Below are 14581 nucleotides of genomic sequence, written 5' to 3'. Positions count from 1 at the left end.
TTCAACCTTCCCGCAAAATCTTCAGAACACGCTCGACGTTTACGATCGGCGTCTCCGGACGGACGCCATGTCCGAGATTAAAGATATGGGGACGGCCGGAATACGCTGCCATCAATTCCCGTACGCGGGCGTCCATTCGCTCTCCGCCTTCGATCAGCAGCAGGGGATCCAGATGGCCCTGAACCGGCATGTCCGCTGGCAAGGCAGAATTGACGAAGGATGGCACAGCAGCCGTATCGAGGCCGACGGCCGTTACGCCGGTTTCCTTTGCATAGGCTTCCAGCATGACCCCGGCACCGCGTGGGAAGCCAATCAGCGGAACAGTGATGCCGCGTTCCCGAAGGCGGGCGACCAGCTTTTTCGTCGGCGCAATAATGACTTCGCGGAAGATATTGTCTGGCAGGCCCTCAGCCCAGCTGTCGAACAGCATGAGCGCTTCGGCGCCGGCGTCCACCTGCCGGGCAAGATATTCGGCTGTTGCTTCACCAACCTTGTCCATAAGCGCAGCCAGATCTTCCGGCCGGCCATGCGCCCAGCGCCAGGCTTCGGACTTGTCAGTCTTGCCGCGGCCTTCGATGGCATACAGGCTCACCGTCCAGGGAGATCCGGCAAACCCGATCAGCGTTGTTTCTGCCGGCAAACCCTCTCGCACCCGGGAGACGGTTTCATAAACCGGAGACAATCTGTCAGCCGCCTTGACGGCTGGCACCCGGTCCAGATCTGCTGGGCCGGATACCTGTTCCACCAGCGGGCCGACACCTTTTTCAAATTTTACGTCCAGTCCCATGGCGTCCAGAATCAGCAGGATATCGGCAAACAGGATTGCCCCATCCATGCCATAGCGGCGTATTGGCTGCAGCGTGGCTTCAGCTGCCATGGATGGCGTGTAGCAGAAATCCAGGAAGTTCTTTGCACGCGACCGAAGCTCAAGATATTCGGGCAGGTGTCGCCCGGCTTGACGCATCATCCATACCGGTGGCCTTTCAAGGCGCTCTCCACCGAGAACCTGAAGCAGTTTTTTCGATCCGTCGGTGCCCATGGCTTTTTTTCCCAAAATCTAAAACAAGCCCGTCAGGGCGCTTATGACTATTAGACGGTGAGTCCGTGGGAAAAAGGGTGATGTGCGGATTTGTCCAGAGAATTCCACACAGGAGTCACAGGCTCGCGAACAAGGTTAAGAGGGTCTTAAGGCCCGGGATTCAATAGTTAACCAAACGTAAACAGGCCAAGTGGAGTCACAGGTTGGAACGGAAGGTGATTCCGCGGAGTCGGATTCCGGTGCCTGTGGGATTTTTGTGATTCCTTCGGGACAAAAAGCGCTATCCACAGGCGAGTCACAGGTCTTGTGAAATCCCCGAACCTCGGCAAGAGAAGGGGACCATGACTCGGTCCCAACGCCCCAGCATCTATTTCAACGTCCACCTCGTCTCGGATTCGACGGGGGAGACACTGAACGCCATCCAGCGTGCAGCCTGTGCCCAGTTCGAAAACGTACAGCCGCTGGAACACAACTATTACCTTGTCCGCTCCGAACGCCAGCTGGAACGCGTGATGCGGGAGATCGAAGCCGCGCCCGGCGTCGTCTGGTACACGATTTCCGATGAGGCCCTGCGCGGACGGCTGGAATCCTTCTGCCGCGAGAAAAGAGTGCCGACCCTTCCGGTGCTCGATGCCTCCATCGCCATGCTCAGCCGGCATCTTGGCGTCTCCGCAAACCAGAAAGTCGCTGGCCAGCATGCATTGGACGACGACTATTTCGAACGCATGGAAGCGATCAATTTCACGCTTGCCCATGATGATGGCCAGAATGTCGAGAGCCTGACGGGCGCTGATGTCATCCTTCTGGGCGTCAGCCGCACATCCAAGACTCCGACCTGTGTGTATCTGGCCAACCGGAAAGTTCGTGCCGGGAATATCCCGCTGGTACCCGGGGTTCCGCTACCACCGCACATCGAGAAGATGGGCGACAAGGGCCCGATGATCGTAGGTCTCAAAATCAGTGCTGAACGCCTCGTGCAAATCAGGCGCGCGCGCCTGATTTCGCTGAACCAGGACGAGCACACGATTTATGCCGATGAGGATGCCGTGCGCGATGAAGTCACCCAGGCCAACCGCCTGTTCCAGCGCAACAAATGGCGCACCATCGACGTATCCCGGCGCTCGGTTGAAGAAACAGCTGCTGCGATCCTGAATCTGCTGAATGAACGCCGGGGGCATCCGTGAGTCTTGATATTGTCCTGGCATCGGGAAGTGAAAGCCGGCGCCGCCTGCTGGAATCTGCAGGCGTCGAAGCCGCCGCTGTCCGCCCGAATGTCGACGAAGATGCCATGAAAGCCGGGTTGCGCGCCGAAGGCGTCTCTGTGCGCGATCAGGCGATGCGCCTGGCAGAACTCAAGTCGGCAAAAGTGTCCCAACGCCAGCCGGGTCTTGTGATTGGCGGTGACCAGATGCTGGCGCTCGGCGATGAAGCGTTCGACAAGCCAAAGGATCTGGATGGCGCGCGTGATCATCTCCGCAAACTGTCCGGAAAGGCCCACACGCTCGAAACTGCGATTGTCGTTTGTGAAAACGGGCAACCTGTCTGGCGCCATCTCGCGCGGCCTCGGCTGACCATGCGTTCGCTCAGCGAGGAGTTCATCGAAGACTATGTCGACAAGGTGGGTGAGCCGCTTCTGTCGACCGTTGGTGCCTATCAGCTGGAAGGCCTTGGCGCGCAGCTGTTTAACAAAATCGAGGGGGATTACTTTTCCATTCTCGGTCTGCCGCTGCTGCCCTTGCTCGACTATCTCCGCATAAGAGGCGTCCTGAAAACATGACCTGGCTGCTCGGTGTCATCGGCGATCCGGTTTCGCATTCCCTGTCTCCCGTGATCCACAAAATGTGGATCCGTGAACACGGATTCGATGCGACCTATGAAGCTCTGCAAGTTAAACGGGGCGAGCTCGAACACGCGCTTGAAACCCTGTCACAGCGAGAGGCGCTCGGCTTCAATATCACGCTTCCGCATAAGGAAGATGCGCTCGCCCTGGCGGATGAGACAAGCGACATTGCGCGCCGCATTGGCGCGGCAAATACGTTGGTCCGACGGGAGCAGGGGGGCTGGCGTGCGGAGAACACCGATGCGCCGGGCTTTGTGCGGAGCCTGTTGGACGCCGGGATCGAAGTTGCCGGATCCCGGGTGACCTTGCTAGGTGCGGGTGGTTCTGCCCGTGCAGTCGCGATCAGCCTGATGGATTTGCGTGCCGAGATTACGATTGCCAACCGCACGCGCGAGCGCGCGAAAGCGCTGGTCTCGGAAACAGGAATCACAGCCGAGATCTGCTCTCTGGAGGAGGGGATCTCGCAAGCGGCCACTGCCGATGTCGTGATCAACACGCTCAGCCTTGGCCATTCAGGCAAGAGCCTTGAATTGCCCGAGGCCACAGGACAATATTTCTACGATATTTCTTACGGAAAGCCCGCCGCCGCAATCCGTGCTGAAGCGCTGGCCAAGAACTGGCAGCCAATGGACGGGCTTGGCATGCTGGTAGCGCAAGCTGCCTACAGTTTTGAGCACTGGTTCGGCGTATTGCCGGACACGAAGGAAGCGCTCGCGCATTGCCGCAAACTCGTGGAGGCGACGACGTGATCATTCTTGGTCTCACCGGTTCGATCGGCATGGGCAAATCTGCAACGGCAACTCTATTCCGGGACGAAGGTGTCCCGGTTTACGATGCCGATGCAGCTGTCCACCAACTCTACCAGAAGGACGGCGCCGCAGTGGATCCCGTCGAAGCGGCCTTTCCGGGCGTGAAGGTGGAGGGCGCGATCGACCGGACGCTGTTGCGCGAACGTGTACTGAACGATACCGCCGCGATGAAGCAGCTTGAAAGCATCGTCCATCCGCTGGCCGGCGCCGCGCAACAAGACTTCCGTGAAGCCGCCAGAAAGTCCGGCGCGGCCTTCGCGGTGCTGGATATTCCCTTGCTGTACGAGACAGGCGGCTCCGGCTATTGCGATTATGTCCTGGTCGTTACAGCGCCGCCCGAGGTGCAGCGCGACCGTGTGCTGTCTCGTCCGGGTGTGACGGCGGAGACGTTCGAGGCCATTCTGGCCCGCCAGGTGCCAGATGCGGAGAAGCGGGCAAAAGCCGACTTTATCCTGTCGACAGCGCATGGATTCGAGTTTGCACACGATCATGTTCGCGCCATAGTGGCCCTGATGAATCGCAAGGCCGTAGGGGATAACGCATGAGTCAGATCCGCGAGATTGCATTCGATACCGAGACGACAGGCCTCAAGCCGGAAGATGGCGACCGCATTATCGAGCTGGGCGCCGTGGAGATGATCAACCACATTCCGTCCGGCCGCACCTTCCGGACGCTGATCAATCCGGGACGCGCCGTTTCCGCCGATACGGTCCGCATTACCGGGCTTACCGATGATGACCTGAAGGATGCGCCACCCTTCGAGGCGCCCGAAGTCATCGATGCCTTTCTCGAGTTTATTGGCGATGCGACGCTTGTGGCTCACAATGCAAGCTTCGACCGGGGCTTCCTCAACATGGAACTCGGCCGCTGTGGGCGCGACCCTGTCCCGGATGACCGCTGGGTTGATACGGCTGCCATGGCCCGCCGCAAGTTTCCGGGTGCCCCGGCCAGCCTCGACGCGCTGTGCAAGCGTTTCGACATTTCTCTCGAAAGCCGGACATTCCACGGCGCCCTTCTGGATAGCCAGTTGCTGGCGGCAGTTTACCTGGAACTCCTGGGCGGCCGGGCACGGGCGTTCTCGTTCGAGGCGGTTGTTGAAACCGAAGAAGTTGGTGAAATTCTGCCGGCGCGCCAGCGGCCCAAACCGCTCGGCTCGCGTCTGACCGAAGACGAAAAAGCCGCCCACGAAACCTTCGTGAGCGGCCTTGGCGATGAAGCTTTCTGGAAGCGTTACGCGTCCTGAACTGGTGGCGTCTGCCCGGAATCGGCTGCGGCTTCCTGCGCCCGGCGATATTGCTGCTGGTAAAGCTGCACGAAATCCACCGGATCTATCAGCAGCGGCGGGAAACCGCCTTCACGCGTGATTTCCGCCACGATGCGGCGGGCGAACGGGAACAGAAGACGCGGGCATTCGATCAGAAGCAGCGGCTCAAGCTGGGCTTGTGGCACATTTTGCAGCTGGAAGAGGCCGGCATAGTCGAGCTCGGTAATGAACAGGACAGTGCCGTCAGCGACGGCCTTGGCCGACAATTTCAGCGAAACTTCGTAAAGCCCGTTGCCGTCGGCATGCGGCGTTGCGCCGACATCAATGCCCAGATCGATATTCGGCTGTGACTGTACCGGAGAATGGCCCGGATTTTCGAAGGACAGGTCCTTCACGTACTGGGCGAGGACGCGCAGACCCGCCGGGGTCGCGCCGTTCTGGCCTTCATTTGGTGCCTGCGGGGCACTTGTATCGGTCATGTCTACCTCCCAACTCTACGGGGCGGGCGCTAGCATGCGGCCCCTTAACGCGCAATGTATCACTGGCACTGCAGGCCCGTCGGCCCTATCTTGAGGGCTGACTGAACACGAATGCAAGGACACGCCACCACCAATGGACCCCGTGATGCAAGTCATGATCCTGGCAGCTGTTGCGCTGTTTGTCCTGTCGCGCCTCTATTTTGCGCTCGGCAAGGGTGACAATGACAACCCTGTCAGCCGCCCGTCTCCGGCAACTGCCGGGGAGGATGCGCCCGGTCAGCCCAAAGCCAAGGATGAAGCGCTGGCGCATGCCGACCAGCCGATTTTTACAGGTCCTGCTGCCGGCGGACTGGAAGAAATCTACAATGCTGACCGGAGCTTCAGCACACCTGCCTTCATGAGAGGCGCACGCGCGGCGTATGAAATCATCGTTTCGGCCTTTGCCCGGGGCGACCGCGACAAGCTCCGCCCGATGCTGGACGACGATGTCTATGAGGCGTGGGACGCGGCCATCGCCGCGCGCCAGCCAGACCAGCCAACCTTTGAACTGTTGCGCATCCGCAAGGCCGAAATCGAAAGCGCTGAGCTGGATGGGGCCATCGCGCGTGTTTCCGTGCGCTACGAGGCAGAGCTCGGAGACGGCGAAATGACGCGCACAGCGAAGGAAATCTGGACGTTCATGCGGAACGTTCAGGAGAATGATCCGAACTGGATTCTCGATGATGTCGAGGTCGCGAGCTAAGGCCAGTTGCCAGAATTTTTCAGGGTGACACTTCCGCCGGAACCACGCCATAAAGCGTGAATGTGGTCGCGTTTCCGTTCGTTTGCCCTCCTGGTCCTGCTGGCCGCTTGCCAGACCCAGCCTGCACCGATCAAGGTGATGACAATTCCGCAGCCGGAGACGCCGCCACCGGTGGAATCCTCGCAACTTCCGGCCTGGGAAACGCCTGCCGCCTTTTCTGACTTGCCGAACTGGCCGGCTGTAAAGCTTGAAGCCGCTGTCAGCGCTTTCAAGCGCTCCTGCGAGAAATTCTCGAACCTGAACCTGACGTCGGCCCTTTCCGGATCGGCACCCTGGGCGGGGCGCGTGGAAGATTGGGCAGAACCTTGCGGCGCCCTGTCAGCCGCGCGCAGCGACGAAGAGGCCCGGGCCCTGATCGAGCGGGTGTTTGTCCCGATCGAAGTGATCCCGCCCGATGGCGCGCGGAAGTTCACGGGCTATTTCGAGCCAACATATGACGCCCGGCGGACGCCGACCCCGCCATTTACCGAGCCTGTCCCGGCCTTGCCGGCAGACCTGATCCCGAACAATGGCAAACCGCTTCAACGCCTGCCGGACGGAAGGACCCGGCCATATCCGGCGCGGGCACAGATTACCACGTCGGGCGTGCAGGCGATTGCCTATGCCCACCCGGCCGATGTGTTCTTCCTTCAGATCCAGGGATCTGGCCGTCTCCGTTTTCCGGATGGAACCACGATGCGCGCGGTTTATGCGGCGCATAACGGGCACAAGTTCAAATCCACCGCCAACTGGCTGATCCGTACCGGGCGCATTTCCAGAGGGGAGGCCAGCATGCAGGGCATCCGGGCCTGGATGAACCGCGCGGGCCCGGCCGAAACGCGCATGGCGATGAACCAGAATCCCCGATTTGTTTTCTTCCGGGCCGAGGCTGAGGGCGACCCCTCGCTGGGTCCTGCCGGGGCGGAAGGTGTTCCACTGACACCGTTGGGCTCCATGGCGGTCGATACGAGCCTTCATCCCCTGGGTGTGCCCATGTTCGTTCAGACCACAGCGCCGGGGCTGGGCGGCGACTGGTCCGGCCTCCTGATTGCGCAGGATACCGGCGGCGCGATCAAGGGCCCGGTGCGCGGCGATATCTATTTCGGCACCGGACCGGAAGCGGGCGAGCGGGCGGGAACGATGAACGCGCCCGGTCGTCTTTGGGTTCTCCTGCCGCGCGCGGTGGCAGAACGGATGCGGGCCGAAGGATATGCCAGTCTCGACATGGCCCCGGCGGCGCCGTAAGGGGCGGGCATGAGCCACCGCCGCCTGACCCCTGACGAAGCCCGCGCCTGGGCCCGCGTTGCGCGGACGGTAAAGCCGATCGGTCCGAAGACAGACGATATCGACACTTTCATTGATGCACTGGAACACGGTGAACCGGTCCTGCGTCACGGCAAGGCGAAATCGGTGGCACTGCCGCCAGAGAAACCCGCCACCAAAGCCGTGAAATCTCCCGCTCCGCCTCAGAACCGGGCGAACGAGAAACGCGTGCGCCGGGGCAAGCTGGAACTCGCAGGACGGTTCGACCTGCATGGTCATACCCAGATCTCCGCTGAGGCAGCGCTGCCGGAGTTCCTGGCCCGCAAACAGGCGGAAGGCGCGCGCTGCGTACTGGTCATCACAGGCAAGGGGAAGGGCGGGGAGGGCGTTCTGCGCCGCAATTTCCTGCGCTGGCTGGAGATGCCGGCGGCGCGTGCGCTCGTCTCAGGCTATTCCGAGTCCCATCCGAGGCATGGCGGGTCCGGTGCCTGGTATGTGTTCCTGCGGCAAGCTTAAGGGCGACGACGCAGGGACTAAACCGGATCATACCGGACCAGGTCACGGCTGTGCCGGACCAGCCAGGACCATGCCGGACATGAAAAAGCCGGCGCCTTCACGGCGCCGGCTTCCAATTCGATTTGTACGCTTCGATCAGCTGAAGTCGCGGAACACGTCGTCGGCGGAGACGTCTTTCTTGGCGTCGTCTTCTTCCTGTGAATCATAGGCGCCCGGGTCGTCCTGCGCCGGGGCGAGGCCCGGGCCTTCGGAGCGGAGCGCCTTCTCGGCTTCCATCTTGCGGCGCTTCTCGGCCGATTTCGCGATCACTTCGTCGAGTTCGATCTGGGTGCACAGGCCGAGCGTCACCGGGTCGACCGGACGGATGTTGGGCGAGTTCCAGTGGCTCTTGTCGCGCACATTGTTGATCGTCGACTTGGTGGTGCCGATCAGTTTGGAAATCTGCGCATCGGACACTTCCGGGTGGTTGCGGATGAACCAGGCCACGGCGTCCGGCTTGTCCTGGCGGCGGATCACCGGCGTGTAGCGGCTGCCCTTGCGCTTCGGCTGCGGGATGTGGGCGATTTTCGACTCGGCCACTTTCATCCGGTAGCTTTCGTCATTCTCGCCGCGCTGGATTTCCTCGCGCGAGAGGATGCCGCCGGCGATCGGATCGACGCCGCGCATGTTCTCGGCCACATCGCCGTCGGCAATGCCTTTGACTTCAAGGTGATGCAGACCGCAGAACGCCGCGATCTGGGCGAAGGTGAGGCTGGTATTGTCGAGCAGCCAAACGGCTGTGGCCTTCGGCATGAGGACTTCGGACATGAGGCTCTCCCTGTCATTTTTACGCCGCCTGAAATGCAGCCGCCCGGCACGTCGTGCCGGGCGGTTGGGGTCAGGCGCGTGCTGAACCTTGCCTGTTCCTATAATACAGCTGCCTTGTATTGGAAAGGCGTCAGCCACAGGGGCCTGTTAATTGGGCCTTTTTTACCAGGACAGCAGAATTTTGCCGGAATGCGTGCCGGAGGCCATCAGCTGGTGGGCCTGTTCGGCCTCTGCCGCGGGGAAGACTTTCTGCAGCACCGGAATGATCGCACCGCTGGCAATGTGAGGCCAGAAATCGGCTTCCACGGCATCGCGGATACGCTGTTTCTCCGGCAGGGGCCGGGCGCGCAGCGTGGTGGCGGCCAATGTCAGGCGTTTCATCAGGACCGGGGCGAAATTGACGTTCGCCTGGAAGCCGTTCTGGTAGGCGATGTTGATGATCCGCCCGTCCGGATTGGCCGCGGAGATATTCTTCTGGATGTAGTCGCCGCCGACCATGTCGAGCGTGACGTCGGATCCGCCTTCGTCTTTGACGATCTCGACGAAATCCTCGGTCTTGTAGTTGATGGCGCGGGTGGCGCCGATACTGCTTGCCAGTTGGCATTTCTCGTCCGTGCCGGCGGTGGCGAAGATTTTCGCGGCGCCCGCAGCTTTCGCCATCTGGATGGCCATGACGCCAATGCCGGACGTGCCGCCATGGCAGAGGAAGTTTTCACCGGCTTTCAGGCCGACCCGGTCAAACACATTGGCCCAGACGGTCATCATGGCTTCGGGCAGGCAGCCGGCCTGATCCAGGCCCATACTGTCCGGCACCGGGAAGAGGGAGCCCGCATCGACGGCGACATATTCGGCATACCCACCGCCCGCCAGCAGGCCGCAGACCTTGTCGCCCGCTTTCCAGCGCGAGACATCGCTTCCAACCGCTTCGACCGTGCCGGACACTTCGAGACCCAGAATGGTCGAAGCGCCGGGCGGCGGGGGATAGGCGCCCGCGCGCTGGACGAGATCCGCCCGGTTGAGGCCGGAAAAGGCCGTCTTGACCAGAACCTCGTTCACGCCCGGTTCCGGCTTTGGCAGGTCCGCCAGGTATAGCGGCCCGTCTGTCTCGATTTCGACGGCTTTCATCGTCTCGCCCATGTGCATGACTCCCGTGTTGAGGAGTCGCATGTAAGGCCTGTTTCTGCTTTGATGAACCCCAAGAGACGGATCAGGAGGCGATGATGGCGATTTCAGATGAAGAGCCGATCCTCGTTAACACACCGCAGACGCTGGAGCAGATGTCGGTGGAAGAGCTGGAAATGCGGATTGCCGCGTTGAAAGACGGTATTGCCGCCTGTGAACGGGAAATCGAGAAGAAACGGGCCCAGAAGTCAGCAGCCGACGCGCTGTTCGGCGGCGGGGATTAAGCGGACAGAAACATCGACATGGTAAAACATGCGTTGGCGTCCAGAATGTCAGGAACAGATTTATGGCAGCGGAACAGTCGCAAGGCGAAGGCATGAGCATGTCGGACGGGTTCACCGGCGGCAAGCTGTTCGATACCGTCTTCACGCGTGGCATGGCGCTGGTGGAGGAAACCGCCACCTATCTGGACGGGCCGGGCCGCGAACACGCCAAGACGCTGGAGCGGGAACCGGGGCTGACCTATGCCGCCTGGAGCATGGAGCTGACGACGCGCCTGATGCAGGCGGCGAGCTGGCTGGTCATGCAGAAAGCGGTACGCGACGGCGAAATGAAGCGCGACGATGCGGCCGCCAAGAAATACCGCATACGGAGAGAGGATCCGCCGCTCGACGTGAGCGCGCAGGAGGGCAGGGGCCTGCCCGCACGTTTCCTGGAACTGGTGGACCGGTCAGAGGGCCTGTTCGAGCAGATCTGCCGCCTGGATGAAGCGTTGTATGGCGCGCAGGCGAAGGCCTCCGGGGCAAATCCGGTGTCGGATCAGATTGCACAGCTTCAGAAAGCGGCCGAAACGGGCGCGTTCGACCCGCTCATGGTGTGGAACCGCGGGCGCTAGACGTCCGGCTGGGTCGGAGACGGCAGAAGACAGCCCCGCTGCGACACTTGTGATGGCTTCAACCTGAAAATCCGGGGACGGACGTAGAGCGCGCGCAGCGGTGTCTCGATGGCAAGCCGGTGCATGCCGAGCGCAATCATCAGGGCGGCAGCCGCGACGGCGAGGCTGGCAGCGCCCGAATCCGCAAAGATACCGCTTGCCTGGACCAGTGTGACCAGTGCCTGGAGCGGAATGAAAAATCCGAGATAGACGGCCATGGACTGGCGTCCGGTGTCTCCAATGAAGTGGGCTGCCGGCAGTTTCGACAGCACAACGCCCAGTCCGGCCAGGGCGAAGCATCCGGCAAAACCAAGGATCAGCGACACGATCGGCAGGCCCGCGATGCCCATGGCGACAAAGGCCGTGTGGACCCCGGCCCAGATGACAAGGGCCCAGGCAAGGTCGCGCCAGCGCATGGCGGCGCCCTGCGTGAAGGAAAAGACCAGAGAGGCCCCGGCATATCCGGCATAGAAGTAGATATAATTGGCGGCAAAATGATCGGCCACGGACCACCCGGTGTGGAACAGGCCGGCGGCGGCCAGCATTTGCAGCAGGGCGCCAGCGGCCAGGACGCGGGCAGGCTTCAGCCGGCGGATGGCGCGCGTGACGAGGTAGAACAGAGCGAGCTGCTGGAGGAACCAGAGCGGGCTGTCCGGCGCGATCAAGCCGGAAAGGTAAACGCGCGCGAGCACGGCCGGGCCACGCGTGAAGGCGCCCGCGTTCAGGACCACTGTCTCAATGGCCAGCCAAAGGGCGAAGAAATAGACAAGGCGCAGCACCTTGCGGTCAAAATAGGCCGGGGCCGAGCCGAAGATGGCGCGATGCAGGAACAGGCCGGCAATCAGGAAGAAGGCGGGAACGACGAACGGGGCGGTCCATGCGGCCAGGCCCTGCATCCAGTTCAGGGCGCCATCCGGCGTGCCGTAACTGAGCGCGGCTACCGACATCACCACGAGGATGATTCCAAGGCCTTTTGAGTGATCGATCCAGGCAATGCGACCGGCGTGCATGCGGGGCTCCTCCCTATTTGGGAAAATCCGCTGCAAGATTCGTGCAGGAAGGGATTAAGCCTGTTCCGGCCCGGGCGTCCGGTGCCGCTTCCGGCGTGTCAGATGGTTGAATAGACGCGCAGAGCGTACCTGGCCTGCTGTACGCTGTAGCCTTCTTTGACTGGCCCGCGGATCACACAGATCCGGTGCCAGAGCGGCCCGAGCAGCTGTTCGATGACTTCATCGAGGTCGAAATCGCGCCGGATGACGCGCTTTGCCGCCAATTCGGCCAGGACCATGCGCATGGGCTGGCGGATGTCTCGGCTCATCCAGGCGCGCCAGGCCTCTCCGGCATGCTGGTCGTCAGCGGCGGCCATCAGCGCCCCGCGCAGCACCGCATGGCCGTTTCCGGTGCGGGCAGCGGCCTCCAGCGGCACAATCAGGGTGGCAATCCGCTCCTGCGGGTCGCGCCCGCCGTCCGGGCTGTCCGGCACCAGCGCCAGCGCTGCATCCACGCACATCGCCCCGATGGACGGCCACCAGCGGTAAATCGTCTGTTTTGAGGCGCTCGCCCGCTTGGCCACGGCATCCACGCTGAAGGTGCGCCAGCCGCTTTCAGCGAGCTCGGCCCGCGTCGCCTCCAGAATGGCAGAACGGGACTCTTCGCTACGCGACGGGCCTTTGCGGGACGTCTTCTTCACGCTGGCATCTGTCGGCATTCGATTGGTCTCCCTGGCCGGAACTTTGGGGGCCTCTTTCGAGAGCCTAGGTCAAACGGGTAAACAATGTCCGATTCACATTGGCGACTTCTGCAGTATGCAATAGAGAGGCGCCGGCAGGAACAGGCCAAAGAACAGGATTGGGACCATGAAGACGATTGAGGAACTGATTGAAGGCTACCGGCGCTTCCGCGGGGGTGTGTATTCAAAACAGGCCGCACTTTATCGTGAACTCGGCGAAGGCCAGAGCCCGGCCATCATGCTGATTGCCTGCGCCGACAGCCGCGCCGAGCCGTCCGACATCTTCGCGGCGGCCCCTGGCCAGCTGTTTGTGGTGCGCAACGTGGCCAATCTCGTGCCGCCCTACATGCCCGACGGAAAACTGCACGGGGTCAGTTCGGCGCTGGAATATGCGGTGAATGTGCTGAAAGTACGCCACATCGTGGTGATGGGCCATGGCGGCTGCGGCGGTGTTCAGGCCTCTCTGGCCGGCGACGACAATCCGCTGATCGGGGAATTTGTGACCCCCTGGGTCTCTCTTCTCGATGAAGCCCGCGAGCGGGTCCTCGAATCCGGCTCCATCAATCCGCAATTCTCGCTGGAACTGGAAGGTATCGAAACCTCGCTCAAGAACCTGCTGAGCTTTCCCTTCGTGGAAAAGGCTGTCAGTGCGGGCGACCTGGCGCTTCACGGCGCATGGTTTGCCATCAAGCATGGCGAATTGCACTGGCGGAACGCCAAAACCGGCCGGTTCGAGGTCGTCGACCGCTAAGTGTGCGGCGTAAACGTCGAAACTGAAGCAAAAATGGCTGACGCCAGCATGGCCAGCGCCGCGCCGCGATTGAACCAGCGGGTGAAGGCGGGCGATTCGAAATGATGGTTCATGCCGTCGGCCAGCCAGGCATACAGCGTCAGGCCGGTCATTTCGCAGACGGTGATCGTCGCCATCATGATCAGGGCCTGCGGCACGACCGGGTGGGTCATGTCGAAATAGGACGGCAGCAACAGGCCGAAAAACACCAGCGCATTGGGGTTCAGCACCTGCAGGCCGACCCCGCGGGCGAACAGTTTGCCCCGCGGCGGGGCGTCCTTTGCACTGGCATGGGGGCTCGACGGATCTGCCGTGGCCAATGACCAGGCAAGCCAGGCGATGAAGCAGATCCCGGCAACCTTCAGTCCGTTGAGCAGCAGGGGAAATTGTGCAGCAAACGCCGCGATGCCGCCGGCGGCCAGCGAAATCCAGATCAGATTAGCGGCAGCGACGCCGAGGGCAGGGATGAGCGCTGTCGGCGCGCGATAGCGCAGCGACGTGCTCATCACCAGCATCACAGCCGGGCCGGGGGTCAGGCCGCCCGCAACAAACAGGGCAACCAGGGCAATCCAGACCGAAAGGTCCATTCAGGCCCCCGTCAGGCTTGATCAGCCGCGTTCGACAGCGGCCGAGATCAGTTCGCGGGCCTTCTCGATGCCGTACCAGCCTTCGATCCGGGTCCATTTGCCCTTTTCGAGGTCTTTGTAGTGCGTGAAGAAGTGAGCGATCTTGTCACAAAGCGTCTGCGGCAGGTCGTGATAGGTCGCGATCTTGTCGTAGTACGCCGTCAGCTTCGGGTGCGGCACAGCGAGGATTTTCTCGTCGGGGCCCTTGTCGTCCGTCATCATCAGAACGCCGACCGGGCGCGCCCGCACGACGGAACCCGGCACCAGCGGCCGGTTGCCGACAACCATGACGTCGATCGGGTCGCCGTCGAGGCTCATCGTGTGAGGCACGAAGCCGTAATTACACGGGTAGCGCATCTCGGTGTAGAGATAGCGGTCGACGAACATGGCGCCGGAATCCTTGTCGATCTCGTATTTGATCGGGTCGCCGCCGAGGGGCACTTCGATCAAAACATTAAGGTCATCCGGCGGGTTCTGGCCCGCGCTGATCTTTGAAAGGTCCATTGTCTGCGCTCGCTTAGGGAGGAAGTGAGAGTTCGCGTGGCGATGGCCTTTTGAGGCCATAACGTCAAGGGCGGCGTT

19 protein-coding genes are annotated in these 14581 nt (G+C 61.8%); 11 read left to right on the top strand and 8 right to left on the bottom strand.

Annotated elements, in window-relative coordinates; genetic code table 11:
- Position 1: 1 nt before the first annotated feature.
- On the bottom strand, positions 2-1039 hold the full coding sequence (hemE, locus tag HAD_RS04320; RefSeq protein WP_035569630.1) for a uroporphyrinogen decarboxylase: 1038 nt from the start codon (positions 1037-1039) through the stop codon (positions 2-4).
- A 341-nt stretch (positions 1040-1380) separates the two neighbouring features.
- On the opposite strand from hemE, the gene HAD_RS04315 reads away from it, so the two are divergent.
- The 5 genes from HAD_RS04315 to dnaQ are packed head-to-tail and all read left to right on the top strand — an operon-like array spanning position 1381 to position 4931.
- Complete coding sequence (locus HAD_RS04315; protein WP_035569629.1) at positions 1381-2223, top strand: pyruvate, water dikinase regulatory protein; 843 nt, start codon at positions 1381-1383, stop codon at positions 2221-2223.
- Positions 2220-2816, top strand: a complete 597-nt coding sequence (locus HAD_RS04310; RefSeq protein ID WP_035569628.1) for a Maf family protein — start codon at positions 2220-2222, stop codon at positions 2814-2816. Before HAD_RS04315 ends, HAD_RS04310 begins: the two co-directional genes overlap by 4 nt.
- Positions 2813-3628 carry a shikimate dehydrogenase gene (aroE, locus tag HAD_RS04305; protein WP_035569627.1) on the top strand — a complete coding sequence of 272 codons (816 nt, stop codon included), beginning with the start codon at positions 2813-2815 and terminating at the stop codon, positions 3626-3628. The genes HAD_RS04310 and aroE overlap by 4 nt, the downstream gene beginning before the upstream one ends.
- Complete coding sequence (coaE, locus tag HAD_RS04300) at positions 3625-4233, top strand: dephospho-CoA kinase (RefSeq protein WP_035569626.1); 609 nt, start codon at positions 3625-3627, stop codon at positions 4231-4233. The genes aroE and coaE overlap by 4 nt, the downstream gene beginning before the upstream one ends.
- A 5-nt stretch (positions 4234-4238) precedes the next feature.
- Positions 4239-4931, top strand: a complete 693-nt coding sequence (gene dnaQ, locus HAD_RS04295) for a DNA polymerase III subunit epsilon (RefSeq protein ID WP_051596218.1) — start codon at positions 4239-4241, stop codon at positions 4929-4931.
- Here dnaQ and secB read toward each other — a convergent pair.
- Entirely contained in the window at positions 4919-5431 is a 513-nt protein-coding gene (secB, locus tag HAD_RS04290; RefSeq protein ID WP_035569624.1) for a protein-export chaperone SecB, read from the bottom strand. The genes dnaQ and secB overlap by 13 nt on opposite strands.
- A 154-nt stretch (positions 5432-5585) precedes the next feature.
- On the opposite strand from secB, the gene HAD_RS04285 reads away from it, so the two are divergent.
- From HAD_RS04285 to HAD_RS04275, 3 genes are read left to right on the top strand one after another with little or no spacing between them, the layout of a single operon-like run.
- On the top strand, positions 5586-6173 hold the full coding sequence (locus HAD_RS04285; protein ID WP_241765297.1) for a Tim44/TimA family putative adaptor protein: 588 nt from the start codon (positions 5586-5588) through the stop codon (positions 6171-6173).
- A 60-nt stretch (positions 6174-6233) separates the two neighbouring features.
- Positions 6234-7457, top strand: coding sequence for a murein transglycosylase A (gene mltA / locus HAD_RS04280; RefSeq protein ID WP_051595913.1), 1224 nt, complete (start codon positions 6234-6236; stop codon positions 7455-7457).
- Positions 7458-7466: 9 nt separating this feature from the next.
- Entirely contained in the window at positions 7467-7991 is a 525-nt protein-coding gene (locus tag HAD_RS04275; RefSeq protein ID WP_035569622.1) for a Smr/MutS family protein, read from the top strand.
- A gap of 135 nt (positions 7992-8126) precedes the next feature.
- Here HAD_RS04275 and HAD_RS04270 read toward each other — a convergent pair whose 3' ends face one another.
- Both HAD_RS04270 and HAD_RS04265 read right to left on the bottom strand, forming a co-directional pair.
- Positions 8127-8798, bottom strand: a complete 672-nt coding sequence (locus HAD_RS04270; protein ID WP_035569621.1) for a DUF1013 domain-containing protein — start codon at positions 8796-8798, stop codon at positions 8127-8129.
- A 162-nt stretch (positions 8799-8960) separates the two neighbouring features.
- Entirely contained in the window at positions 8961-9965 is a 1005-nt protein-coding gene (locus HAD_RS04265) for an NAD(P)H-quinone oxidoreductase (protein ID WP_241765296.1), read from the bottom strand.
- Positions 9966-10018: 53 nt separating this feature from the next.
- On the opposite strand from HAD_RS04265, the gene HAD_RS04260 reads away from it, so the two are divergent.
- Both HAD_RS04260 and HAD_RS04255 read left to right on the top strand, forming a co-directional pair.
- Complete coding sequence (locus HAD_RS04260) at positions 10019-10204, top strand: DUF1192 domain-containing protein (protein ID WP_035569620.1); 186 nt, start codon at positions 10019-10021, stop codon at positions 10202-10204.
- 62 nt (positions 10205-10266) lie between these two features.
- Positions 10267-10815, top strand: a complete 549-nt coding sequence (locus HAD_RS04255; protein WP_035569619.1) for a DUF1465 family protein — start codon at positions 10267-10269, stop codon at positions 10813-10815.
- Here HAD_RS04255 and HAD_RS04250 read toward each other — a convergent pair.
- Together HAD_RS04250 and HAD_RS04245 are read right to left on the bottom strand one after the other, a co-directional pair.
- Complete coding sequence (locus tag HAD_RS04250) at positions 10812-11864, bottom strand: acyltransferase family protein (protein ID WP_035569618.1); 1053 nt, start codon at positions 11862-11864, stop codon at positions 10812-10814. The two genes, HAD_RS04255 and HAD_RS04250, sit on opposite strands and share 4 nt — an antisense overlap.
- 98 nt (positions 11865-11962) lie before the next feature.
- The gene (locus tag HAD_RS04245; protein ID WP_035569617.1) at positions 11963-12562 is read right to left on the bottom strand and encodes a TetR/AcrR family transcriptional regulator; all 600 of its coding nucleotides are present in this window, start codon (positions 12560-12562) and stop codon (positions 11963-11965) included.
- 148 nt (positions 12563-12710) lie between these two features.
- On the opposite strand from HAD_RS04245, the gene HAD_RS04240 reads away from it, so the two are divergent.
- Positions 12711-13334, top strand: coding sequence for a carbonic anhydrase (locus HAD_RS04240; protein WP_035569615.1), 624 nt, complete (start codon positions 12711-12713; stop codon positions 13332-13334).
- On the opposite strand, the gene HAD_RS04235 is transcribed toward HAD_RS04240, so the two are convergent.
- On the bottom strand, positions 13331-13960 hold the full coding sequence (locus HAD_RS04235) for a LysE family translocator (RefSeq protein WP_035569614.1): 630 nt from the start codon (positions 13958-13960) through the stop codon (positions 13331-13333). The two genes, HAD_RS04240 and HAD_RS04235, sit on opposite strands and share 4 nt — an antisense overlap.
- Positions 13961-13981: 21 nt before the next feature.
- Positions 13982-14503 carry an inorganic diphosphatase gene (gene ppa / locus HAD_RS04230; protein ID WP_035569613.1) on the bottom strand — a complete coding sequence of 174 codons (522 nt, stop codon included), beginning with the start codon at positions 14501-14503 and terminating at the stop codon, positions 13982-13984.
- Between the last annotated feature and the right edge of the window lie 78 nt (positions 14504-14581).

Source organism: Hyphomonas adhaerens MHS-3, assembly GCF_000685235.1.
Taxonomy (GTDB): Bacteria; Pseudomonadota; Alphaproteobacteria; order Caulobacterales; family Hyphomonadaceae; genus Hyphomonas; species Hyphomonas adhaerens.
Note: the sequence above shows the minus strand (reverse complement) of the source record. Positions and strands in the feature narration are given on the sequence as shown.

What these genes read in the sequence shown, in the direction of transcription:
- HAD_RS04285 (WP_241765297.1), top strand. Translation starts at nt 5,586, where the DNA reads ATGATCCTGGCAGCTGTTGCGCTGTTTGTCCTGTCGCGCCTCTATTTT.
- HAD_RS04275 (WP_035569622.1), top strand. Translation starts at nt 7,467, where the DNA reads ATGAGCCACCGCCGCCTGACCCCTGACGAAGCCCGCGCCTGGGCCCGC.
- HAD_RS04255 (WP_035569619.1), top strand. Translation starts at nt 10,267, where the DNA reads ATGGCAGCGGAACAGTCGCAAGGCGAAGGCATGAGCATGTCGGACGGG.
- HAD_RS04315 (WP_035569629.1), top strand. Translation starts at nt 1,381, where the DNA reads ATGACTCGGTCCCAACGCCCCAGCATCTATTTCAACGTCCACCTCGTC.
- aroE (WP_035569627.1), top strand. Translation starts at nt 2,813, where the DNA reads ATGACCTGGCTGCTCGGTGTCATCGGCGATCCGGTTTCGCATTCCCTG.
- HAD_RS04265 (WP_241765296.1), bottom strand. Translation starts at nt 9,965, where the DNA reads ATGCGACTCCTCAACACGGGAGTCATGCACATGGGCGAGACGATGAAA.
- ppa (WP_035569613.1), bottom strand. Translation starts at nt 14,503, where the DNA reads ATGGACCTTTCAAAGATCAGCGCGGGCCAGAACCCGCCGGATGACCTT.
- hemE (WP_035569630.1), bottom strand. Translation starts at nt 1,039, where the DNA reads ATGGGCACCGACGGATCGAAAAAACTGCTTCAGGTTCTCGGTGGAGAG.
- HAD_RS04235 (WP_035569614.1), bottom strand. Translation starts at nt 13,960, where the DNA reads ATGGACCTTTCGGTCTGGATTGCCCTGGTTGCCCTGTTTGTTGCGGGC.
- secB (WP_035569624.1), bottom strand. Translation starts at nt 5,431, where the DNA reads ATGACCGATACAAGTGCCCCGCAGGCACCAAATGAAGGCCAGAACGGC.
- HAD_RS04245 (WP_035569617.1), bottom strand. Translation starts at nt 12,562, where the DNA reads ATGCCGACAGATGCCAGCGTGAAGAAGACGTCCCGCAAAGGCCCGTCG.
- HAD_RS04260 (WP_035569620.1), top strand. Translation starts at nt 10,019, where the DNA reads ATGGCGATTTCAGATGAAGAGCCGATCCTCGTTAACACACCGCAGACG.
- HAD_RS04250 (WP_035569618.1), bottom strand. Translation starts at nt 11,864, where the DNA reads ATGCACGCCGGTCGCATTGCCTGGATCGATCACTCAAAAGGCCTTGGA.
- mltA (WP_051595913.1), top strand. Translation starts at nt 6,234, where the DNA reads ATGTGGTCGCGTTTCCGTTCGTTTGCCCTCCTGGTCCTGCTGGCCGCT.
- HAD_RS04240 (WP_035569615.1), top strand. Translation starts at nt 12,711, where the DNA reads ATGAAGACGATTGAGGAACTGATTGAAGGCTACCGGCGCTTCCGCGGG.
- HAD_RS04270 (WP_035569621.1), bottom strand. Translation starts at nt 8,798, where the DNA reads ATGTCCGAAGTCCTCATGCCGAAGGCCACAGCCGTTTGGCTGCTCGAC.